Here is a 22,248-nt window from a genome sequence, read left to right as displayed (position 1 = left end):
GCCGCTGGACCGTGCGGTACCAGGCGAAACTCTCTGTGATTGGCTTCTTCATAATGTGGGGTGCGAAACCTCCGGCTTTCCGGCCCATTCAGAACCACTGACCTGGTTCCATCAGTCCTAGGTCAAGTAATTGGCGCGAGTGCCATTCAAATGGTGCCGAGTTATGCCAGCGGAAAGATTCGATATCAAAAGTGGAGCCAGGGTTGCGCTTGAGAGCCTTTGCAGTGCGGAAGGAGCAGACCGCGGCGGTCAGATTATGGTGCCAGGGGCAAGCGTATGTATTGTATTCCTGATTGTCGAAGGTGTGATCCGGCTGCAGATGCAGGCCAGGCTTAGCGCGGAACAGTGAAATCCGGTCGATCTTGCGGCTGGCGGCTGGAATGTGCTCTTCAAAGCGCCATCGCACACCGCCAAAGAAATCCAGTTGCCGTTCACGCGGATGACCCGTTTCCGGATCCTTGCGTGACTGTGCGTAATAGCCTGACTTGTCGAGATAGGCCTTCTCCAGCGATACCGCTGTGGGGCTCTCAGTCAGATCGCCGGCATAAAGGTCTATGACATAGGTGAGCATCGCATCGCGGCGTTCCTCGGTGTGGAATGTCAGCATCTCGCCGATGCCTCGGGATTCGCAGAATGGATAGAAGAGGTATTCCGCATTGTAGCAGTAGTACAGCCAGCAGCCCGGCTGCGCGCTGGCAATGACAGCATTGACGGCGCTGGTCACCGCCCCCTCAGGTCCGCAATCAAAGGGGACCCGGTGGACTCTTGCACGCACATCCTGCGGCAGGTCAAAGGCATCCGGCATCAGTGCTACGACCGCCTTGAAGCCGCTTTGCAAATGGTGCCGCAGGGTGGTGGCGATTTCCACCTCATCTTCGATGAAAACCAGTGCAACCGGCCCCTTGGCCAGCAGCGGCTTGCCCTCTTTCAGGAAATCCTGCAGCGAAGAATACATCATGCCGGTCTGCCCTGCCTTTCTGGCCTTTGCTGCTAAAATCGGGTAAATCCCGCTGCATTGCAAGCAACGGCATTTGCCTGTATTGCAAGCCGCTGTTTACCCACCCTGGCTGGAAGGCTGACCCGCATGAGCGCCCCGAAGAAGCTGTTTATCAAGACCTATGGCTGTCAGATGAATGTCTACGACAGCGAACGTATGGCCGAGGCGCTGGGCGGTGAGGGGTACGTGGAGACTAAATCGGCAGATGACGCCGACATGATCCTTCTCAACACCTGCCACATCCGGGAAAAAGCAGCGGAGAAAGTCTATTCCGAACTTGGCCGCTTCAAGGGGCTTAAGGCTGAAAAACCGGACCTGAAGATCGGTGTTGCCGGTTGCGTTGCCCAGGCCGAAGGCGAAGAGATCATGCGCCGTCAGCCGCTGGTCGATCTGGTGGTTGGCCCCCAAAGCTATCACCGGCTGCCGGAAATGGAAGCCAAGACGCGTGAAGGGGAAAAGGTGCTGGACACCGATTTCCCCGAGGAAGACAAATTCGAAAAGCTCAAGCACCGGCCCAAGGCCAAACGCGGCCCAACCGCGTTTTTGACGGTGCAGGAGGGCTGCGACAAATTCTGCGCCTTCTGTGTTGTTCCCTACACCCGTGGAGCCGAGGTCTCGCGCCCTGCGGACCGCATCCTGCGTGAGGCACAAGACCTGGTGGAGCGTGGCGTGCGTGAGATCACCCTGCTGGGACAGAACGTGAATGCATACCACGGCGCCGGTCCCAACGGCGACCTGACTCTGGCACAGTTGATCTGGGAGCTGGACAAAATCGACGGTCTGGAACGGATCCGTTTCACCACCTCGCACCCCAACGACATGCAGGACGACCTGATTGAGGCGCACGGCACTTGCGCCAAGCTGATGCCGTATCTGCATCTGCCGGTGCAGGCAGGGTCCGATAAGATCCTCAAACGGATGAACCGCTCACATACCGCCGAAAGCTACATCCGGCTGATCGAGCGCATTCGAGCCGCGCGTCCGGATATCCTGATCTCCGGAGACTTTATTGTTGGCTTCCCGGAAGAGACCGAGGAAGACTTCCAGGCCACCATGGATCTGGTTGAGGAGGTGAAATACGGCACCGCCTATTCCTTCAAATACTCGACCCGTCCCGGCACGCCGGCTGCAGAGCGCGCGCAAGTCGACCCGGCGGCAGCAGATGACCGGCTGCAGCGCTTGCAGGCCCTGCTCACCAGGCAGCAGCGCGAGGTTCAGGACAGCATGGTCGGCAGAGAGGTTGGTGTGCTGTTTGAGAAGGCAGGCCGCCTGCCGGGTCAAATGGTCGGCAAGTCCGATTATCTGCACGCTGTTCATGTTGCTGATTGCAGCCGTCAGGTTGGTGATCTTGCGCGGGTCCGGATCGTGTCTTCCGGCGCCAATTCTCTTGCTGGTGAACTGATCGGCTAATCAGCAGGATTTCGGCCGAATCCCTTGGCGGCTTTTTCGTGGACCGTCCTCTCGTGACAGGCCGCCTTATTCAGGCGATTCTTCATTGCTTTGCTCTTGTAAACAATTTTTCAAAAATTCATTGAGTGTTCGTGGTGGGTGCCTAATTTGCGCGGAATATTAATAAAATTAGCATGTATACGCGGTCCCTATCAGGTATTTTGGCTCTTATGGCCTGAACGGTGGCCGCTTGTGCGCGGCAACACCCTGGGGGGAACTTTAGGTAAAGGAATTGTGGTTGTGATGATACTCAAACTGAACAATGCGATGGCGCTGGCTGCCGCTGCCACGGCTGCGCTCAGCATCGCTGCCGCGCCTGCCAGCGCGCAAACCGGGCAGCGCACGATCAAGGGCGAACGCTATGTGCCCACGATCTGGGTTGATCCGGACGGCTGCGAACACTGGGTGATGGATGACGGGGCCGAGGGGTTCATGACGCCGCATGTGACTCCGGACGGCAAGCCTGTCTGCCGCCGCGGGAAAATCTGCGGTGTGATGCCGACCGATCAATTCTTTGCCACTGACAAGCATTTTATCAATGCCGCCGGCCGGCAGCGGCTGGGCGAATTCTTCCAGCAGGCCAGGTCGAATGGTGCACGGTCCTTTGTGATCGCGGGCCACACCGACAGCCGCGCTTCCGATGAATACAATATTCGCCTCTCAGAGCGCCGTGCCAATGCTGTGGCCCAGGTTGCCCGATCGGTTGGCGCCCGGATAAATGATGTCCGCGCCTATGGTGAACGGGACCCGCGGGTGCCCAACACCAGCGCGGCCAACATGGCGCAAAACCGCCGCGTCGAAATTTACTGCCTGCGCTGAGGGAGAGGGATGATGAAAACAGTGAAAGCAGCCGTTCTCCTTGCCGCAGTCGCAGGTGTTTCCGCCTGTACTCCGGCGGTTAACAAGACTACCGACGGTCATGTCGCTGATGGCAAGTCTCAACATTTGTCCAATCTCGAAGCTGGTATTTGGGTCGATCCCCAAGGCTGCGAGCATTGGATCATCGATGATGGCCTGGAAGGTTATGCAGACCTGCGGCGCACGCCTGACGGCAAGCCGGTCTGCAACAGTGATCTCCCGCGTAATGTGGCAACTGGCCCATTCAAGAAGGGATCGACCTTCGGCGACCCGATCTGAGAATTGCATACAGCGTGAATTGCAGCCGCCCGTCCGGGGCGGCTGTTTTGTTTCAATGAAGTGATTTTATGCAGCGCCTGCTTGCGCAAATGCTGCGGCGGAGGCAGACTGAAAGGGCAACGCCAGATTGAGGAGATCAGCTTGGCCATCAGTGCCCTGAATGACCCGCAGACCCAGACCGCAACCCACGAAGTGCTGCTGGAATTTCCTGACAACCGATTGCTGATCGACCTGTGCGGCGAATATGACCGCAACCTGGCTGACATCGAACAAAAACTGGGCGTGCAGATTGTCCGCCGCGGCAATCAGCTGTCAGTGATGGGTGAGGATTCGGCGCGGGAGCAGGCGGCAGGTGTGCTCACCGCGCTTTACGACCGGCTTGAAACCGGCCGCAGCGTCGAAAGCGGCGACATCGACCGGGAACTGCGCATGGGGCCGGACACCGACGATGCTGAACCCGACGGACAGCTGCAAATGTTCCGCGGCGGCCGGGTGGAGATCAAGACCCGGAAGAAACTGGTGGAGCCGCGCACCGAGGCGCAGAAGGCCTATGTGCAGTCCCTGTTCGAGCACGAACTGGCCTTCGGCATCGGCCCGGCGGGTACCGGCAAGACCTACCTGGCGGTTGCTGTGGGCGTTTCGATGTTCATCACCGGCCATGTCGACCGCATCATCCTGTCCCGCCCTGCGGTGGAGGCCGGCGAAAAACTTGGCTACCTGCCGGGCGACATGAAGGACAAGGTCGACCCCTACATGCAGCCGCTCTATGACGCGCTGAACGACTTTCTGCCGGGCAAACAACTGGCCAAGCTGATTGAGGACAAGCGGATTGAAATCGCACCGCTGGCCTTCATGCGCGGCCGCACTCTGTCCAATGCCTTTGTGGTGCTGGATGAGGCGCAGAATGCCACCACCATGCAGATGAAGATGTTCCTGACCCGGCTGGGTGAGGGTTCGCGCATGGTGATAACTGGCGACCGCTCGCAGGTCGACCTGCCGCGCGGGGTGCAGTCCGGACTGGCGGACGCCGAACGGCTGCTGAAAACAATCCCCAAGATCAGCTTCAACTATTTCACGGCCCGCGACGTGGTGCGTCACCCGCTTGTGGCTGCCATCATTGAGGCTTATGACGCGGACACGCCACCCGCCTGACGAAAAAACCGCCGGGCTTCATCTTTGCAAAAATACTCCGGGGGTGCGGGGGCTGCCCCCCGCATGTGCAGCCGTACCATGACGCTCGATATCACTATCGAAGACAGCCGCTGGCAGGATGCCGGGCTTGAGGCGCTGGCCGAAGAGGCCATTGCTGCCGTGCTGGCTCATTTTGCACTGGACCCGGAGGATTGCGAAATTTCGCTGCTGGCCTGTGATGATCCGCGCATTGCTGAACTTAACGCCGAATTTCGCAGTAAACCGCAGCCTACAAATGTCCTCAGCTGGCCGGCGGAAGAGCTGGCGGCCGAGGAGGACGGCGGCACGCCGCTGGCGCCAGAGGCTGATTTTACAGGGGAAATCCCGCTGGGTGACATCGCGATTTCCTATGACACTTGCGCCCGGGAAGCCCTGGAAGCGGGAAAAGCACTGACCGATCACACCCGCCATCTCATCATTCACGGACTGTTGCACCTTTTGGGGTATGATCACATACGTGACCGCGATGCCGCATTGATGGAAGGGATTGAGGTCCTGCTACTTGGCAAACTGGGTATCGCGAACCCATATATGAGTGAGGATGCCCCGTGAGCGGGGTTTTTGGATAGGACCGATGGGCGACATAGAAGGCAGTTCTAACGCGGCGCAAGGCGCGCTGCAGGACATCAATGGCACGGCGGCGGAAGCGCCGGCCTCTGAAAATACCGGATTGTGGACGCGGCTGCGCAACGTATTCAGCCCCGATCCGCAGGACGGACAGGACACCGGCGGCGAACAGCCTGCAACGGGTGCTGGGCCGCACGGCATGATCAACCTGCGCCGGATGCGGGTTGAGGACGTTGCTATCCCCTCTGCCGAAATCGCTGCCGTGCCTGTGACAGTCGCCAAGGATGATCTGGTCGGCATTTTCCGGCAAAGCGGCTTTACCCGCATTCCCGTTTACGAGGGCACGCTGGACACGCCGCTGGGCTTTGTTCACCTCAAGGATTTCTCGCTGACGCATGGTTTTAACGGCGGCACCTCTGAATTTGACTTGTCAAAGATGCTGCGCCCGCTGCTGTTCGTGCCACCCTCGATGCCGATCGGCGTGCTGCTGACCAAGATGCAGGCCGAACGCCGCCACATGGCGCTGGTGATCGACGAATACGGCGGCGTGGACGGGCTTGTCACCATCGAGGACCTGATCGAACAGGTTGTGGGCGAGATCGAGGATGAGCACGACGCCGACGAACATCAGACCTGGTTCGAGGAAAAGCCCGGCTGCTACATCGCACTGGCCCGCACCTCGTTGCCGGAGTTTGAGGCCGAGACCGGCCATTCGCTGACCAGCCACGATGACGTGGACGAGGAAGAGATCGATACGCTTGGCGGACTGGTCTTCATGCTGTCAGGCCGTGTACCTGCGCGCGGCGAGGTGATTGAACACCCCGAGGGCGCTGAGTTCGAAGTCATGGATGCTGATCCGCGCCGGATCAAGCGGCTGCGGGTGCGGCTGCCGGACGCCGCTGCATGATGTCACTCGGGCTGCGGCAGGCTGCACGCCGGCTCCGGCTGGCCCCGGCGGGGCTGGCCCTTGGCAGCGGTGCGCTGCTGTCGCTGGCGCTGGCACCCTGGCACATGCTGATCGGGCTGCCGGTTGCGCTGGCTGCGGCTGGCTGGCTGGTGCTGCAGGCAGCCTCTGCCCGTGCTGCGGCTCTGGCGGGATGGCTGTTCGGCCTGGGCTACTTTGCCTTTGGGCTGTCCTGGATCCTTGAGCCGTTTCAGATCGACCCTGAACGTCACGCCTGGATGGCGCCCTTTGCGCTTGTTTTTCTTGCTGCTGGCTTGGCCCTGTTCTGGGGCGCGGCGTTCGGTCTCGCAGCCCGTCTCAGCCATGGCGCCGCGCGACTTGTGATGCTGGTGGCCCTGTGGTCGCTTGCGGAATTTGCCCGCGCTTATCTGCTCACTGGGTTTCCCTGGGCCGCCTTCGGCCAGTTCTGGATAGATACACCTGCTGCAAATCTGCTGCCGTGGATCGGGCCGCAGGGGCTGGCGCTGCTGACGCTCGTTGCATTCCTGCCGCTTGCCTTGCTGCGGAAAAGTCTTGCCGTTGGCATTCTGTCGCCGGTTCTGGCTGCAGCTATAGTCCTGGCCGTGCCTGCGCCGGACCTGGCTGGGCCTTCTGAAAAGACAGTAAGGATCGTCCAGCCCAATGCGCCTCAGGATCAAAAATGGCACCCGGACCACAGGTGGGAGTTTGTTCGCCGCGCGCTGGCGTTCTCTTCAGAGGACCCGCGGCCTGACCTGATCGTCTGGCCGGAAACCGCGGTGCCGCAACTGCTGAACTATGCCGAAGATACTCTGCAGGTCATCACAGAAGGCGCCGGCGGTGTGCCGGTTCTGCTGGGCATCCAGCGGGAGGATGGCGGCGCCTACTACAACTCAGCGGTGCTGCTGGATGCAGATGGTCTGCCAGCCGCAACCTACGACAAGGCACATCTGGTGCCATTCGGGGAATATGTGCCGTTTGGCGACTTCATGGCCCAGTTCGGAATCCACGGCTTCGCTTCCCAGGCCGGGGCCGGATATGCCGCCGGTCCGGGGGCAAGGCTGATGGAATTGCCCATCGGCAGCGCATTGCCGCTGATCTGCTATGAGGCTGTTTTCCCGCAGGATGTGAACGCCGCCGCGGCCCGTCCCGACATGCTGGTGCAGATCACCAATGATGCTTGGTTCGGCACCCGTTCCGGCCCTTATCAGCACCTGGTGCAGGCGCGAATGCGGGCACTGGAACAGGGGCTGCCGATGATCCGGGCTGCCAATACGGGCGTTTCAGCAATGATTGCACCTGACGGGCAGCTTCTGGATCAGTTGCCGCTGGGCCAGGCTGGCTACATTGACGCAGCCCTGCCTATGCCGCTGCCACCGACCCTCTACAGCCGCACCGGTGATTGGCCTGTATTCCTGCTGTGTATGTTCATTGCGGGCGGAGTATTCTTTTTCTCCCGCGCTCTTGCGCCGCGGTCATAGCTGCTTAACTCTACCGGAATATAGATTGACCTGCGCGGATGAGCCGCGTAATGCGGCTTGATACCTGTCACAACGGCTTCCTGGCGTGGCAAGGCTAAACCAATGGAGCACTTTTCATGACCCGTACGAACTACACTTTCACTTCGGAATCGGTTTCCGAAGGCCACCCGGACAAGGTCTGTGACCGCATTTCCGATGCTGTTCTGGACGCATTCCTGGCGGAGGAGCCCGAAGCGCGTGTCGCGGCTGAGACCTTTGCCACCACCAACCGTGTGGTTATCGGGGGCGAGGTGGGCCTGTCCGATCAGGACAAGCTGCACGATTACATGGGCCGGATTGACGAAATCGCCCGCGCCTGCATCAAGGACATCGGCTACGAGCAGGACAAGTTCCACCACGAGACAGTGGAAGTGACTAACCTGCTGCACGAACAATCCGCCCATATCGCGCAGGGCGTGGACGCTTCCGGGGACAAGGACGAAGGTGCTGGCGACCAGGGCATCATGTTCGGCTTTGCCACCAATGAGACCGACGCGCTGATGCCGGCGCCGATCCAGTTCAGCCACGCGATTCTGCGCCGCCTGGCGGAAGTGCGCAAGAACGGCACCGAACCGGCCCTGGGTCCGGATGCCAAATCGCAGCTGTCGGTGGTCTATGAAGGCGGCAAGCCGGTGGGCATCAGCTCTCTGGTGCTGTCGACTCAGCATCTCGATGAATCGCTGACCTCGAATGACATCCGCGCCATTGTCGAACCTTACATCCGCGAAACCCTACCCGAGGGCTGGCTGACCAGTGCCACCCAGTGGCATGTGAACCCGACCGGCAAATTCGTGATCGGCGGCCCGGATGGCGACGCAGGTCTGACCGGCCGCAAGATCATCGTCGACACTTATGGCGGCGCAGCCCCGCATGGCGGCGGTGCGTTTTCTGGCAAAGATCCAACTAAGGTGGACCGCTCTGCGGCTTATGCGGCGCGCTACCTGGCCAAGAACGTGGTAGCCGCGGGCATGGCAGAGAAGTGCACCATCCAGCTGTCATATGCGATTGGTGTGTCCAAGCCCCTGTCGATCTATGCTGAGACCCACGGCACCGGAGAGGTCGACCCGGCGGCGATCGAACGGGCGATCGACCAGGTCATGGATCTGACACCGCGCGGCATCCGCTCGCACCTGGGGCTGAACAAACCGATCTATCAGCGCACGGCGGCCTATGGTCACTTTGGCCGCGAGCCGGAAGCAGACGGGGGGTTCAGCTGGGAACGAACCGATCTGGCCGAGGCGCTGAAGAGAGCCGTCTGAAGCTGGAAATTGCCTAAAAAGGAGCGGGTCCCGGTGCCCGCTCCTTTCTTTTGCGGGCACGCTCGCCCGAATCCTTAGGCTTCGTCTTCACCACTTGTGTTCGGGGTGGAGTGAAACGGCAGCCTGCGCCATAGTTCCGCGCAGGGACCATTCAGCTGCCGGAGCCACGATGCTGCGCTTAATTCCTCTAACGATCTGCCTGTTTCTGGCGTCCGCCGTTGCCGCCAAGGAGGTGCTGCCGCAGAAATTCAGCCTGCAAGGCAAGACGCTGGTCTACGACACCGAAACAGAGGTGACAGGCGAGCTGGCGGAAATCACCGAAGAGGACGTATCGCACCTTCGGAATATTCTGAAGAAAAGCCCTGAGATTACTGAACTGCAGCTCAACAGCGTCGGCGGCAGCGTCTATGCCGGAGAGGAAATCGCCGGGCTGGTGCTGGAATACGGGCTGGACACACTGGTTGACGGTACCTGCATCAGCGCCTGTGTCGACGTGTTTCTCGCGGGCGAGCGGCGGCGGATGACAATCGGCTCCAGCATTGGCTTCCACCAGCGCAACTGGCCCTCCGAGGCCGTGCACAAATACTACCGAAGCGAACGCAAGCGCCGCCGCTGGGCAACACCGTTTGAGTTCGGCTCCTGGATCTACGAGGACACCCAGAGCGAAGTTTACGAGCACCTGAGCTATATGGTTGCGCGCGGGGTTGATCCGGGCTTTGCCATCGAAACGCTGCGCACGGATCCTGACGGGGAATGGTATCCCAGCCGCTTGCGGCTGATCGCGGCAGGGGTGCTGCGGGAACTGAAGCCGGGTGAGCAGCCCTAGATGGCTTGACCCGCGGGCCTGCTTGCGGCACAGGGGCGGCCAGCCTTTCAAAAGACGCCTCGAACAGGAGCCCAGACGCATGTCCGGCGACCAGAAGCCCCGCGACGACCAGTCCAAGGAAACCCGGCCCGCAGTTGAAAACGCTGCCGATAAACACGCCAGCGGCGCGCCCTGGCGCAACTTCTATGGCCGGTTCAAAGGCAAGACGCTGAAGGACAGCCAAAAGCGCTACCTTGACGAGGACCTGGCCAGCCTTAGCCCCGGAGCGGTTGGCTGGGACGAAAACCCGGACCGCAAACCACTGGACCTTGAGGCGCTGTTCGGCGGCAAGGACGTCTGGCTGGAGGTCGGCTTTGGCGGCGGTGAGCATCTGGTGCATCAGGCGGTCGGCAACCCGGATGCGGGCATCATCGGCGCGGAGCCCTTCATCAATGGTGTGGCGATGCTGTTGGGCAAAATCCGCAACGCGGGCGCGGATAACATCGCCGTGCATCCGGGCGACGCCCGCGATCTGATGGATGTGCTGCCGGAGGCATCGGTCTCCCGCGCCTTCCTGCTCTATCCTGACCCCTGGCCCAAGGCGCGCCACCACCGCCGCCGCTTTGTGACGCAGGAGCATCTGGAGCCGCTGGCCCGCTGCCTGAAGCCGGGCGCGATCTTCCGGGTGGCAACGGATATCCCCGACTATGTCCGCCAGACCCTGGAGGAAGTGCCGAAGGCCGGTTTCGAATGGCTGGCCGAAGGCCCAACCGACTGGCGCAAGCCGTGGGATGACTGGATCTCCACGCGGTACGAGCAGAAGGCCCTGCGAGAGGGGCGGACCCCGCATTACCTGACCTTCCGCCGCCTGGGCTGAGGCCAATTACGCTGGACCGGCCAGGCCCAATCCGTTACCGATAGCGCAAACGCACAGACGAACGACCGACAGACGAAGGAAGCCCCATGTCCGGACACGGCACGCCCATCCCGATGACCTCCCACCGTGCTGACCCGCTCAAAGGCGTGGCAGAGGTGCCCGGCGACAAGTCGATCTCGCACCGCTCGCTGATCCTTGGCGCGCTGTCGGTGGGCGAAACCAAGATCTCTGGCCTGCTGGAAGGCGAGGATGTGCTGGACACCGCCAAGGCGATGCAGGCTTTTGGCGCAGAGGTGGTGAACCACGGCGGCGGCAACTGGTCGGTGTTCGGTGTCGGCGTCGGCGGTTTTGCGGAACCGGACAACGTGATCGACTGCGGCAACTCCGGCACCGGGGTGCGGCTGATCATGGGGGTGATGGCAACCTCCCCGATCACCGCGACTTTCACCGGCGACGCGTCCTTGAACAAGCGCCCGATGGCGCGCGTGACCGACCCTCTGGCGCTGTTCGGAACCCAATCCGTTGGCCGCTCCGGCGGCCGTCTGCCGATGACCATCGTTGGCGCCGCGGACCCGGTGCCGGTGCGTTACGAGGTCCCGGTACCATCGGCGCAGGTGAAATCGGCGGTGCTCTTTGCCGGCCTCAACGCGCCCGGCAAGACCGTGGTGATCGAGAAGGAAGCCACCCGCGACCACACCGAACGGATGCTGGCTGGTTTCGGCGCAGAGATCACCACCGAAGAAACAGATGAGGGCCGCGTCATCACCCTGACCGGCCGCCCGGAGCTGAAACCGCAGGTCATTGCTGTGCCGCGTGACCCGTCCTCCGCCGCTTTCCCTGTCTGTGCGGCGCTGATCACCCCCGGCTCTGATGTGCTGGTGCCAAACATCGGTCTCAACCCGACCCGCGCGGGCCTCTATTACACCCTGCAGGACATGGGCGCGGACCTGACGTTCGAGAACATGCGCGAGGAGGGCGGCGAGCCGGTGGCCGATCTGCGCGCAAAATACTCGCCTAACATGAAAGGCATCGAAGTGCCGCCGGAGCGCGCCGCCTCGATGATCGACGAATACCCGGTGCTGTCGGTGGTTGCCTCCTTCGCGGAAGGCAAGACCATGATGGCGGGCGTCAAGGAACTGCGGGTCAAAGAAAGCGACCGCATCGACGCGATGGCAAAGGGCCTGCGCGCCAATGGTATCACTGTCGACGAAGGCGATGACTGGTGGGAGGTTACCGGCCTTGGGCCGGACGGCGTGCCGGGCGGCGGCACCTGCGAAAGCTTCCTCGACCACCGGATCGCCATGTCCTTCATGGTAATGGGCATGGGTGCGCAAAACGCTGTTTCCGTCGACGACGGCAGCCCGATCGCAACGTCCTTCCCGATCTTTGAAAGCCTGATGGGCGGATTGGGTGCCAAGCTGGAGCGCACATGAGCGAAAGTTTCACCATAGCCGTTGATGGCCCCGCAGCCGCTGGAAAGGGTACGCTGTCCAAGGCCTTGGCCGCGCATTACGGGTTTGGTCATCTGGACACCGGTCTTTTGTACCGGGCCGTCGGAGCCAAGATGCTGGATGGTGCGGCCCCGGTGGAAGCCGCGCAGAACTTGACACCTGAGGATCTGGCGCGCGACGACCTGCGCGGGCCGGAGGTTGCGCAGGCGGCTTCCAAGGTCGCGGTGATTGCCGAGGTGCGCGCCGCTCTGGTCGACTTCCAGCGCGCCTTTGCCCGCCGCGCGGGCGGCGCAGTGCTGGACGGGCGCGACATCGGCACCGTGATCTGCCCCTATGCACAGGTAAAGTTCTTTGTCACCGCCAGCGCCGAAGTGCGGGCCCGGCGCCGTTTCCTGGAACTGGCCGCGGCAGGTAAGGTGACGACACTGGAGGAAGTGCTGGGCGACGTGAAGGCCCGGGACGACCGCGACATGAACCGCGCCGAAGCACCGCTGCGCCCGGCAGCGGATGCCATTCTGATCGACACCAGCGACCTGAGCATCGAGGAAGCCCTGGCCAAGGCGATGACGGTGATTGACGCCCTCCGCGAAACTGCCGGCTGACCAGCCATCATCCGCTGTTACTCACTGATCTGTGCATGGTGCCTTGCGCCAGCGCACAGTAGCCTGTGGCAAGGCGCATCAATCAGGAGGTGACGGCATGATCTGGCTGCGGGCAATTTTGATGGCATCTGTGCTGGCCGCACCCGCGTTTGCGCAGGAAGCGAAGGACGCGCCGGAACCGCCAATGACCTATGAGCGGCTGGGGCGGATACTATTTGCGCTGGATGACCAGGCGCAGCCCGTCGGGCGCGGGTTTCAGCTGAGTATTTCCGGCGTGCCGATGCTGGTGGTCACCGATCCGGCGGCGGACCGGATGCGCGCGATGGTGCCCTTGCGCCCCTCCGAAGGGCTGACAGCGGAAGAACTGATGCGGATGATGCAGGCCAACTTCGACACAGCGCTGGATGCGCGTTATGCAGTGGCCAAGGGACAGCTGTGGGCGGTTTTCATTCACCCCCTGTCTCCGCTCAAGAAAGACCAGCTGATTTCCTCGCTGGGACAGACGGTCAACATCGCCCGCACCTATGGAACGCTTTACACCGGCGGGGCGTTGCAGTTTGGCGGCGGCGACAGCCCGGGTATTCAGCGGCAGCTGATCGAGGAATTGCTGGAGAAGGGGGAGGAGATCTGATGCGTTGAAGGGATTCCTCCGGTTGGCGGTTTCCCTGATGTCCCGGATACGTTTTTCGCCGCGAAATGGCGGAACGGGAATGAATTTCGTCACCTGAGAGCTGCAATAATATGCATCAAGTCGTGTGCAGACGCATATTTTCGCCGCACACAGCTTGGAGAGTGCAGATGGCAAGCTTTCAGGACCGACTGACCGCAATGCGCCGGGACTTCCACCGGCACCCGGAGCTTGGCTTTCAGGAGGACCGCACCAAGGCAAAGGTGGCGGAGCAATTGCGCAGCCTCGGTTTGGAAGTGCATGTGGGTGCAGGCGTTGTTGGTCTGTTGCGCGCAGGTACCGGCAACCGCGCCATCGGGCTGCGCGCCGATATGGATGCGCTGCCGATCACCGAAACCTCCACCCATGATTATGTCTCCGAAACGCCAGGCAAGATGCACGCCTGCGGCCATGACGGCCATATGACGATGCTGCTGGGTGCTGCTGAACGGCTGACGCAAGAGCAGGGATTTGACGGCACCGTTGTGTTCATTTTCCAGCCCAACGAGGAACACGGCCTGGGCGCGCAGGCAATGATTGCCGAAGGTGTGCTGGAGCAGTTTCCGATCGAAGAGGTCTATGCCATCCACAATCTGCCCGGCGCCCCGGTGGGGCAGGTCTCGACCCGTCCCGGCCAGATCTGCAACAGCGAAAGCTTGTTTGAAATCTCGATCAAAGGTCAGGGCGGTCATGCCTCGATGCCGCAGGCGGGGGTGGATGCTATCACGGTCGGCGCCGAAATGGTGCTGGCGCTGCAAACCATCGTGGCGCGCAAGCTGGCGCCTGGCTCCGGCGCGGTGGTGTCAGTGACCGAATTCCTGACCGACGGCCAGCGCAACGTGCTGCCGGGCCATGCGGTGCTCAAGGGCGACGTGCGTGCACGGGTGCCCGAAGACCGCGAGGCGGTGGAGCGCTTCATGCGCCAGATCGCCGCCGGTGTCGCCGCCACTCACGGGGTGGAAGCAGAGGTGAGCTTCAACACCGAATTTGTCGAGACCATCAACGCGGCAGAACCTGCTGAGGCCGCCTGCCGCGCAGGTGAAGCCGCAGGCTGCGAGGTGATCCGCAACCGCCCGCCGATGAGCTTCTCCGAGGATTTTGCCCATTTCACAGCCGCCGTGCCGGGCTGCTTCCTGCTTTTGGGCAACGGAGAAGAGGGGCCGCACGGCCAGCCGCTGCATTCGGCGGATTATGATTTCAACGATGCTTTGCTGCCCATCGGCGCGGAATACTGGGTGCAGCTGGTGCGTGACCGGCTGCCTTCCGTAAACGGCTGACCTCGTTTGACGAGCCTGCTGCCGCAGATGAAAATAACCATGGGGGCCGCCCAAAGGCGCCCCAGCACAGCCGCCTGGTTCCGGAACAGTCTCCGGCCCGGCGGCCATTGCCGCGATCATGAAAGGAAATGACCATGTCCAAGGCTCCCGCTCGCGGTTTTCCGGAGTCTGAATTTGCCGCCCGCACGGAAAAGGCCCAGGCGCTGATGGCTGCGCAGGGGCTGGACGGGCTGCTGCTGCTGACCGAACCGGAGGTGCGCTATTTCAGCGGCTTCCACACGCTGTTCTGGCAAAGCCCGACCCGGCCCTGGTTCCTGTTTGTACCGCCTGCAGGCAAACCCATTGCCATCATTCCGGAGATCGGCGCCGACCTGATGCGCCGCACCTGGATCAAGGACATCCGCACCTGGAGCGCACCTGCACCGCAGGATGACGGCATCAGCCTGCTGACCGAACTGCTGTCGCCGATTGCCGGACGCGGCGGTTCTATCGGCCTGATGAAAGGGCACGAGACTTCGCTCAGAATGCCGCTCGGCGATTACGAACGCCTGATGGCGGGGTTGCCGGGGCTGAAGGTGGCCGATGCCACCCCGCTGGTGCGTGGCCTGCGGATGGTGAAATCCGCCGCCGAGATCGAAAAGCTGCGCCACATCTGCGGCATTGGCTCGCGCACCTTTGCGCAGGTGCCGCAGATTGCCCATGAGGGCCTGCCGTTTGAGGATTTGTTCCGCGCCTTCCGGCGCGAGGCGCTGGCGCAGGGGGCAGACGACGTGCCCTATCTGGTTGGCGGAGCAGATCAGGGCGGTTACAGCGACGTGATCTCGCCGCCGACCAGCCGTCCTCTGCAGGCGGGCGACATCGTGATGCTGGACACCGGTTCGACCTGGGACGGGTACTTCTGCGACTTCGACCGTAACTTTGCCATTGGCCGTGCCGACGACCTGTCGCGCCGCGCCCATGATGTGCTGTGGCGCGCGACAGAGGCCGGCATTGCCGCCGCCAAACCCGGTGCCACCTGCCGTGACCTGTTCCAGGCGATGCAGTCGGTGATTGCGGAAATGGACGATCAGGGGGGGGACGTTGGGCGGCTTGGCCACGGGCTGGGCATGCAGCTGACCGAATGGCCCTCGCACGCGGCCTTTGACGAGACGGTGCTTGAGGAAAACATGGTGCTGACGCTGGAGCCCTCGCTGGGCTATGGCGCAGGCCGCATCATGGTGCACGAAGAAAACATCGTGGTGCGGGCCAGTGGCGCAGAGCTGCTGACAGAGCGCGCCGCCCCGGAACTGCCGGTGATCTGAGGAAGCTAAAGTTATGAAGCTCGCTTATGAAACGGACCAAGGCATCGGCACCCGCGCTACTCTGGGTGTAATTGTGCTCGAAACCGACGAGACGCTGGAACCGGAATTCTCCCGGATGATGGCACAGCCAGGCGTCGCGCTCTATCACAGCCGCATCCCGATGGTGCCGGAGGTTCGGCCTGAGACGCTGGCGCAGATGCAGGCGGACCTGCCGGCCTCGGCCCGGCTGTTTCCCTCTGCTCCAGGCTTCGATGTCATCGGCTATGGCTGCACTTCGGCTTCGACCGTGATCGGCTCCGCCAAGGTGGCCGAGGCGGTGCAGACTGTTCTGCCAAACGCCAAGGTGACCGACCCGCTGGCCGCCATCATTGCGGCGGGCAAGGCGCTGGGCGCTGCCAGGTTTGGATTTGTGACACCCTACCTGCCAGAGGTTTCGGCGCAGATGCGCGCCAAGCTGGAAGCGGCAGGGTTTGAGATTGCAGGCTTCGGTTCGTTTGAGCAGATGGATGACCGGGTGGTGGCCCGGATCTCTGAGTCGGCCATTGCAGAGGCGGCCAAGCAAGTCGCCGGTCAGGGAGACTGCGATGCCATCGTGATCTCTTGCACCAACCTGCGCTGCCTGCGGATCATTCCCGAAATCGAGGCGCAGACAGGGGTGCCAGTGATCTCCAGCAACCAGGCGCTGGGATGGCACATGCTGCGGCTTGCGGGCGTAACAGATCCGCAACCGCAGTTCGGTAAGCTGTTTACTCTGCCGCTTGCGGACTGACCACTAAAATTGTCCGGGAATTGCCTGCTGGCAACCTGCGGCAGGCTGCCCCACGGGAGCGGCACAGTCTGTGCTTGTAATCCGCGCGCAGACTGCCACAGATTGTCTCCGGAAACCTGACTTGTTCCAGCGAGGAAGCCCGGATGCCTGCCGCACGCCCCGAAAACCGGAATGTCCTGTTCATCATCATTGACCAGCTGCGCGCGGACTGCCTGTCGGGCGCGCTGGCGGAGCATGTAGACCTGCCGAACATCCGCACCTTTATGCAGGAGGCGGTATCCTTCAACCGGCATTTTTCGGTAACCAACCCTTGCGGGCCGTCGCGCGCATCGATCCTGACCGGGCAGTACGCCATGAACCACCGCTCGGTCCGCAATGGCACGCCCCTGCGCCACGACACGCCGAACATCGCCACCGAGATGCGCAAGGCGGGGTATCTGCCGATGCTGTTCGGCTATACTGACACCTCGCAGGACCCCCGCGCCTTTGACGCCAACGATCCGGCGCTTCGGACCTACGAATACCCGATGAACGGCTTCCATGAAGTGACCGAGATGCGGCTGGAGATGTCCTACCCTTGGCAGTCGCATCTGATGAGCCGCGGCTATGACTTCGAAAACTACTGGGACGTCTACAAGCCGGTTTCACCGGATGGCGGCGCGCCCAGGCTGAATGATCCGGCGCTTTATGCGGCAGAGGACAGCGATACTGCATTCCTCACAAACTCATTCCTGAATACGATGCCGGCCCACGGCAAGGACAGCTGGTTTGCGCATCTGACCTATATCCGCCCGCACCCGCCATTGGTGGCGCCGGCGCCCTATAACAGCATGTACGACCCGGCCAGCCTGCCCTTGCCGCAGCGGCTGGCAGAGCCGGAAGAGGAAAGCGCGCAGCACCCCTTCTTTGGCCCGTTGCTCCGGAAAAGCACTGCCGCCAGTTTTGTCGAGGGCTTTCCGGACCTGGAGCCGACGGATGAGAACATCCAAACCCTTCGCGCGGTTTATCTGGGCCTGGCAACAGAAGTGGATCACCATGTCGGGCGGGTGATCCGGTTCCTGAAGGACAGCGGGCAGTACGGCAACACCATGGTGGTGCTGACTGCTGATCATGGCGAGATGCTGGGCGACCGGCACTCCTGGGGCAAGATGACCGTCTATGACGCCGCCTATCACACGCCACTGATCATCCGGATGCCGGGTAACGAGGAGCACGCAGGAGCCAGCCTCAATCACATTACCGAGTCAGTCGACGTGACGCCAACCATCCTGGAATGGGTAGGGCAGGAGGTGCCGAACTCCATGGACGGACGGTCGCTGCTGCCGCTGTTGCGCGGGGAGGCGCCGCAGGGCTGGCGGCAGTATTCCTTCTCGGAGCTGGATTTTTCTGAGCCGCTTGAGCCAACCCTGTGGCAGCAGGAGCTCGGCACCACCGCCAGCGACTCCTGCCTGGGAATCCTGCGGGATGAGCGGTTCACGCTGGTGGAGTTCGCCGCCGACCTGCCGCCGATGCTGTTTGACAGCCAAGGGCGCGGGGAGCTGGAGAACGTGGCAAGCCAGCCTGAATATTCTGAGGACCTTAACCGGCTGACCCGGCTCATGCTGCGGCACCGGATGAAAAATATGGATCATACGCTGTCGCTGACAGCCATCACGGGTGACGGCCCCCGCAGCAGGCTCCGGTATCCACAGTAAGCCGTCAGGCAAGAGTGTCTCGCTTTTGCAAATCATTCTCAATTTCATTGACAGTTGAGAATGATTTGCAATAACAGTACGTCAATTGTGCCTTCAAAGGGAGAATCGGATGTTTCCGAAGTTGCTGAAGACCGTATCCGCTGCCGCCGTTGCAGCCGTTGCTGCCAGCGCGGCAATGGCAGACGACAAGATGAAGGTGGTCACCACCTTCACCGTTCTGGCCGACATGGCCGCCAATGTGGCGGGTGACGCGGCTGAAGTCGTCTCGGTCACCAAACCCGGGGCTGAGATCCACGGCTACGAGCCGACCCCGCGCGACATTGTCCGGGCGTCCGACGCTGACCTGATCCTGTGGAACGGCATGAACCTGGAGCTGTGGTTCGAGCAGTTCCTGTCGAACCTCGATGATGTGCCCTCCGTCACCCTGACCGACGGCATCGACCCGATCCCGATCGCGGCCGGCTCCTATGAGGGAAAGCCCAACCCGCACGCCTGGATGGGCCTGGATAACGCGCTGATTTACATCGACAACATCGTCGAGGCCTTTGCCGAACACGATCCGGAAAACGCCGCTGTCTATGTCAAGAACGCAGGTGAATACAAAGATAAGTTGCGTGCCACCATCGAGCCGCTGCGCCGTTCCATCGCGGAAATCCCCGAGGACAAGCGCTGGCTGGTGACCTGCGAAGGCGCCTTCAGCTACCTGGCCCGTGATTTCGGCATGAAGGAGCTGTACCTGTGGCCGATGAACGCCGATCAGGTCGGCACCCCGCAGCAGGTGCGTTCGGTGATCGACGGCGTGCGCGCCAATGACATCCCGGTGGTGTTCTGCGAAAGCACCGTGAACACTGCTCCGGCTGAACAGGTCGCCCGCGAAACCGGCGTGGCTTATGGCGGAGAACTCTATGTCGACTCGCTCAGCGAGGCGGACGGCCCGGTGCCCACCTATCTGGATCTGCTCAAGGTCACATCGGAAACCGTTGCTCGCGGTTTGACAGAGGTTACCAACTAAGACCGCATTTCAAACCCGGACGCCCCGCAGCTGATGTTGCGGGGCGTTTCATTTCACAAAACACAATTTCTGTGTGTAACTCAGCAGGACAGCCCATGCTTGATGCCAGCGAGACCCGCACCATGAACACCAGCGCCGCGCTTCTGGATGGCGGCATAGCCGCCAGCAACGTCACTGTCACCTACCGTAACGGCCATACCGCGCTGTGGGATGCCAGCTTTGCCATTCCCCGCGGCACGGTGACGGCACTGGTCGGGGTGAACGGCGCCGGCAAATCGACCCTGTTCAAGGCGATCATGGGGTTTGTTCCGGCCGCGCAGGGCGAGATCCGCATCCTTGGCATGACGGTCAAAGACGCGCTGCGCAAGAATCTGGTCGCCTATGTCCCGCAGTCGGAGGAGGTCGACTGGGCCTTCCCGGTGCTGGTCGAGGACGTGGTGATGATGGGCCGCTACGGCCACATGGGCTTTCTGCGCCGTCCCAAGGCGGCCGATCACGAAGCTGTCGATCAGGCACTGCGCCGGGTCAACATGCAAGACTTCCGCCACCGCCAGATCGGCGAGCTGTCTGGCGGCCAGCGCAAGCGGGTGTTTCTGGCCCGCGCCCTGGCCCAAGACGGGCAGGTGATCCTGCTGGACGAGCCCTTTACCGGCGTGGACGTGAAGACAGAGGAACAGATCATCGCCCTGTTGCGTGAATTGCGGGACGAAGGCCGGGTGATGCTGGTTTCCACACACAACCTCGGCAGCGTGCCGGAGTTCTGCGACCGAACCGTGCTGGTGAAGGGGACTGTGCTTGGGTATGGCCCGACCGAGACCACCTTCACCCGCGAAAACCTGGAACACGCCTTCGGCGGCGTGCTGCGCCATTTCACCCTGGGCGGCGAAGCGCTGCATGACGATGGCGACACCCGCCAGGTGACCATCTTGACTGACGACGAACGCCCCTTTGTCCAATACGGCGAAAAAACCCAGACCAGCGAAGGCAGCGGCGAGGGCGGAGGGCAGCAGTGATGGAATACCTGCTGGAGCCGTTCACTTATGGCTATATGACCAATGCAATGTGGGTTTCCGCGTTGGTTGGCGGCGTCTGCGCCTTCCTGTCGGCCTATCTGATGCTCAAGGGCTGGTCGCTGATTGGCGATGCGCTCTCGCACTCTGTGGTGCCGGGGGTGGCGGGTGCTTACATCCTCGGCCTGCCCTTTGCGCTGGGCGCTTTCATCGCGGGCGGTCTGGCTGCCGGTGCAATGCTGTTTCTGTCGGAACGCTCCGGGCTCAAGGTGGATGTGATCATCGGCCTGATCTTCACCTCTTTCTTTGGCCTCGGCCTGTTCATCGTGTCGATCAGTCCGATGTCGGTTTCGGTGCAGACCATCACCATGGGCAATATCCTGGCCATCACGCCGGAGGATACACTGCAGCTGGCGATCATCGGCTTTGTCTCGCTGGCGGTGCTGCTGGCCAAGTGGAAGGATTTGATGGTCACCTTCTTTGACGAAAACCACGCCCGCACCATCGGCCTGCGCCCCGGCCTGCTCAAGGCGGTGTTCTTCGTGCTGCTATCGGCCTCCGTGGTGGCGGCAATGCAGACCGTCGGCGCGTTCCTGGTGATCGCCATGGTGGTGACGCCGGGCGCGACCGCCTACCTGCTGTGCGACCGCTTCCCGCGGCTGATCCTGGTCTCGGTGCTTATCGGTGCCCTCACCAGCTTCTTCGGCGCCTATGCCAGCTACTTTTTGGACGGGGCCACCGGCGGCATCATCGTGACGCTGCAAACCGTGATCTTCATTGTGGTCTTTGTCTTCGCCCCGAAACACGGGCTGCTGGCGGCCAAGCGCAAGGCGCGCGAGGCGCTGAAACGCGGCCCGGCGGCACAAGGGGGGGCTGCATGATGGACCTCGATACGCTGCTGATGCCGTTCCAGTTCGCGTTCATGCAGAACGCCTTTCTGATCTCTCTGATCGTCTCGGTCCCCACCGCGCTCCTGTCCTGTTTCCTGGTGATGAAGGGCTGGGCGCTGATGGGTGATGCAGTCAGCCATGCCGTGCTGCCGGGGATCGTGCTGGCCTATATCGTTGGTTTGCCGCTGATTATCGGAGCCTTTGCGGCCGGTATGCTCTGCGCTGTCGCTACGGGGTTTCTGTCCGGCAACAGCCGGGTCAAGCAGGACACCGTGATGGGGGTGGTGTTTTCCGGCATGTTCGGGCTGGGCATCGTGCTCTATGTCTCGGTTGAAACCAATGCACACCTCGACCACATCCTGTTCGGCAATATGCTGGGGGTGGAACCGGATGAGCTTTGGACAGCTGGCATCATCTCTCTGGTGGTTGGTGCCGCGCTGGTCCTGAAATGGAAAGACCTGCTGTTGCACAGTTTCGATCCGGCACAGGCGCAGGCCTCCGGTCTGCCGGTCACGGTGCTGCACTACGGGCTGCTGGCAGCCCTGTCGCTGACCATCGTGGCGACGCTGTCGGCTGCTGGTCTGATCCTGGCCATCGGCCTGCTGATTGCACCCGGTGCCATTGCCTTCCTGGTGGTGCGCAAGTTCAGCACCATGCTGTGGGTTTCAGTTCTGGTCTGCATGATCTCGATGCTGGCGGGCACCTATGCCAGCTTCTTCCTCGACAGCGCGCCTGCGCCGACCATCGTGCTGATCCTGAGCGCGCTGTTTGTGCTGGCCTTTGTGCGCCGCCTTTACCTGACCCGCAAGACCTCGAAGCAGCGGGCCAGGGAAGCCACGGGAGCCGCGTGA

Annotated in this window: 22 protein-coding genes and 1 riboswitch; of the genes, 21 read left to right on the top strand and 1 reads right to left on the bottom strand. The window is 61.9% G+C overall.

Features of this window, described 5'->3' with window-relative positions:
• Positions 1-88: 88 nt before the first annotated feature.
• Entirely contained in the window at positions 89-958 is an 870-nt protein-coding gene (locus tag RA25_RS09375) for a hypothetical protein (protein ID WP_029204963.1), read from the bottom strand.
• A gap of 126 nt (positions 959-1,084) precedes the next feature.
• On the opposite strand from RA25_RS09375, the gene miaB reads away from it, so the two are divergent.
• The 21 genes from miaB (at position 1,085) to RA25_RS09270 (ending at position 22,248) form a co-directional block, all read left to right on the top strand.
• Positions 1,085-2,407, top strand: a complete 1,323-nt coding sequence (gene miaB / locus RA25_RS09370; protein WP_039171768.1) for a tRNA (N6-isopentenyl adenosine(37)-C2)-methylthiotransferase MiaB — start codon at positions 1,085-1,087, stop codon at positions 2,405-2,407.
• Between the two features lie 282 nt (positions 2,408-2,689).
• Entirely contained in the window at positions 2,690-3,265 is a 576-nt protein-coding gene (locus RA25_RS09365) for an OmpA family protein (RefSeq protein ID WP_029204964.1), read from the top strand.
• Positions 3,266-3,277: 12 nt separating this feature from the next.
• Positions 3,278-3,583 carry a hypothetical protein gene (locus RA25_RS09360; protein ID WP_029204965.1) on the top strand — a complete coding sequence of 102 codons (306 nt, stop codon included), beginning with the start codon at positions 3,278-3,280 and terminating at the stop codon, positions 3,581-3,583.
• A 141-nt stretch (positions 3,584-3,724) separates the two neighbouring features.
• Positions 3,725-4,735: a PhoH family protein gene (locus RA25_RS09355; RefSeq protein ID WP_029204966.1), complete on the top strand. Its 1,011-nt coding sequence runs from the start codon at positions 3,725-3,727 to the stop codon at positions 4,733-4,735.
• Between the two features lie 78 nt (positions 4,736-4,813).
• Positions 4,814-5,326: an rRNA maturation RNase YbeY gene (gene ybeY / locus RA25_RS09350; RefSeq protein WP_029204967.1), complete on the top strand. Its 513-nt coding sequence runs from the start codon at positions 4,814-4,816 to the stop codon at positions 5,324-5,326.
• Between the two features lie 22 nt (positions 5,327-5,348).
• Entirely contained in the window at positions 5,349-6,248 is a 900-nt protein-coding gene (locus RA25_RS09345; protein ID WP_019297664.1) for a hemolysin family protein, read from the top strand.
• Positions 6,245-7,744 carry an apolipoprotein N-acyltransferase gene (lnt, locus tag RA25_RS09340; protein ID WP_039171764.1) on the top strand — a complete coding sequence of 500 codons (1,500 nt, stop codon included), beginning with the start codon at positions 6,245-6,247 and terminating at the stop codon, positions 7,742-7,744. The genes RA25_RS09345 and lnt overlap by 4 nt, the downstream gene beginning before the upstream one ends.
• Positions 7,745-7,805: 61 nt before the next feature.
• Positions 7,806-7,854: riboswitch (SAM-SAH riboswitch) on the top strand.
• A gap of 6 nt (positions 7,855-7,860) precedes the next feature.
• Positions 7,861-9,042 (top strand): methionine adenosyltransferase, encoded by a 1,182-nt coding sequence (gene metK, locus RA25_RS09335; protein WP_019297666.1) that lies wholly within the window; start codon positions 7,861-7,863, stop codon positions 9,040-9,042.
• A gap of 169 nt (positions 9,043-9,211) precedes the next feature.
• Positions 9,212-9,868, top strand: a complete 657-nt coding sequence (locus tag RA25_RS09330; RefSeq protein ID WP_039147392.1) for a COG3904 family protein — start codon at positions 9,212-9,214, stop codon at positions 9,866-9,868.
• Positions 9,869-9,947: 79 nt separating this feature from the next.
• Positions 9,948-10,724, top strand: a complete 777-nt coding sequence (trmB, locus tag RA25_RS09325; RefSeq protein ID WP_039171761.1) for a tRNA (guanine(46)-N(7))-methyltransferase TrmB — start codon at positions 9,948-9,950, stop codon at positions 10,722-10,724.
• 86 nt (positions 10,725-10,810) lie between these two features.
• Positions 10,811-12,157: a 3-phosphoshikimate 1-carboxyvinyltransferase gene (aroA, locus tag RA25_RS09320; RefSeq protein ID WP_039171759.1), complete on the top strand. Its 1,347-nt coding sequence runs from the start codon at positions 10,811-10,813 to the stop codon at positions 12,155-12,157.
• The gene (locus tag RA25_RS09315) at positions 12,154-12,777 is read left to right on the top strand and encodes a (d)CMP kinase (RefSeq protein ID WP_019297670.1); all 624 of its coding nucleotides are present in this window, start codon (positions 12,154-12,156) and stop codon (positions 12,775-12,777) included. Before aroA ends, RA25_RS09315 begins: the two co-directional genes overlap by 4 nt.
• Positions 12,778-12,874: 97 nt before the next feature.
• A complete protein-coding gene (locus tag RA25_RS09310; protein ID WP_039147383.1) occupies positions 12,875-13,408 on the top strand; it encodes a hypothetical protein in 534 nt (177 codons plus the stop codon).
• Between the two features lie 167 nt (positions 13,409-13,575).
• Positions 13,576-14,721: an amidohydrolase gene (locus RA25_RS09305; protein ID WP_039171757.1), complete on the top strand. Its 1,146-nt coding sequence runs from the start codon at positions 13,576-13,578 to the stop codon at positions 14,719-14,721.
• 134 nt (positions 14,722-14,855) lie between these two features.
• A complete protein-coding gene (locus tag RA25_RS09300) occupies positions 14,856-16,022 on the top strand; it encodes a M24 family metallopeptidase (RefSeq protein WP_039147793.1) in 1,167 nt (388 codons plus the stop codon).
• A gap of 13 nt (positions 16,023-16,035) precedes the next feature.
• The gene (locus tag RA25_RS09295; RefSeq protein WP_039171754.1) at positions 16,036-16,791 is read left to right on the top strand and encodes a maleate cis-trans isomerase family protein; all 756 of its coding nucleotides are present in this window, start codon (positions 16,036-16,038) and stop codon (positions 16,789-16,791) included.
• Between the two features lie 143 nt (positions 16,792-16,934).
• On the top strand, positions 16,935-18,485 hold the full coding sequence (locus tag RA25_RS09290) for a sulfatase-like hydrolase/transferase (protein ID WP_039171750.1): 1,551 nt from the start codon (positions 16,935-16,937) through the stop codon (positions 18,483-18,485).
• A gap of 109 nt (positions 18,486-18,594) precedes the next feature.
• Positions 18,595-19,497, top strand: a complete 903-nt coding sequence (locus RA25_RS09285; protein WP_019297676.1) for a metal ABC transporter substrate-binding protein — start codon at positions 18,595-18,597, stop codon at positions 19,495-19,497.
• 95 nt (positions 19,498-19,592) lie between these two features.
• Positions 19,593-20,510 (top strand): manganese/iron ABC transporter ATP-binding protein, encoded by a 918-nt coding sequence (locus tag RA25_RS09280; RefSeq protein WP_052254210.1) that lies wholly within the window; start codon positions 19,593-19,595, stop codon positions 20,508-20,510.
• Positions 20,510-21,388, top strand: coding sequence for a metal ABC transporter permease (locus tag RA25_RS09275; RefSeq protein WP_039171747.1), 879 nt, complete (start codon positions 20,510-20,512; stop codon positions 21,386-21,388). The genes RA25_RS09280 and RA25_RS09275 overlap by 1 nt, the downstream gene beginning before the upstream one ends.
• Positions 21,388-22,248, top strand: a complete 861-nt coding sequence (locus RA25_RS09270) for a metal ABC transporter permease (protein ID WP_029204970.1) — start codon at positions 21,388-21,390, stop codon at positions 22,246-22,248. Before RA25_RS09275 ends, RA25_RS09270 begins: the two co-directional genes overlap by 1 nt.

The sequence above is a fragment of the Leisingera sp. ANG-S5 genome (assembly GCF_000813925.1).
GTDB lineage: Bacteria > Pseudomonadota > Alphaproteobacteria > Rhodobacterales > Rhodobacteraceae > Leisingera.
Note: the sequence above shows the minus strand (reverse complement) of the source record. Positions and strands in the feature narration are given on the sequence as shown.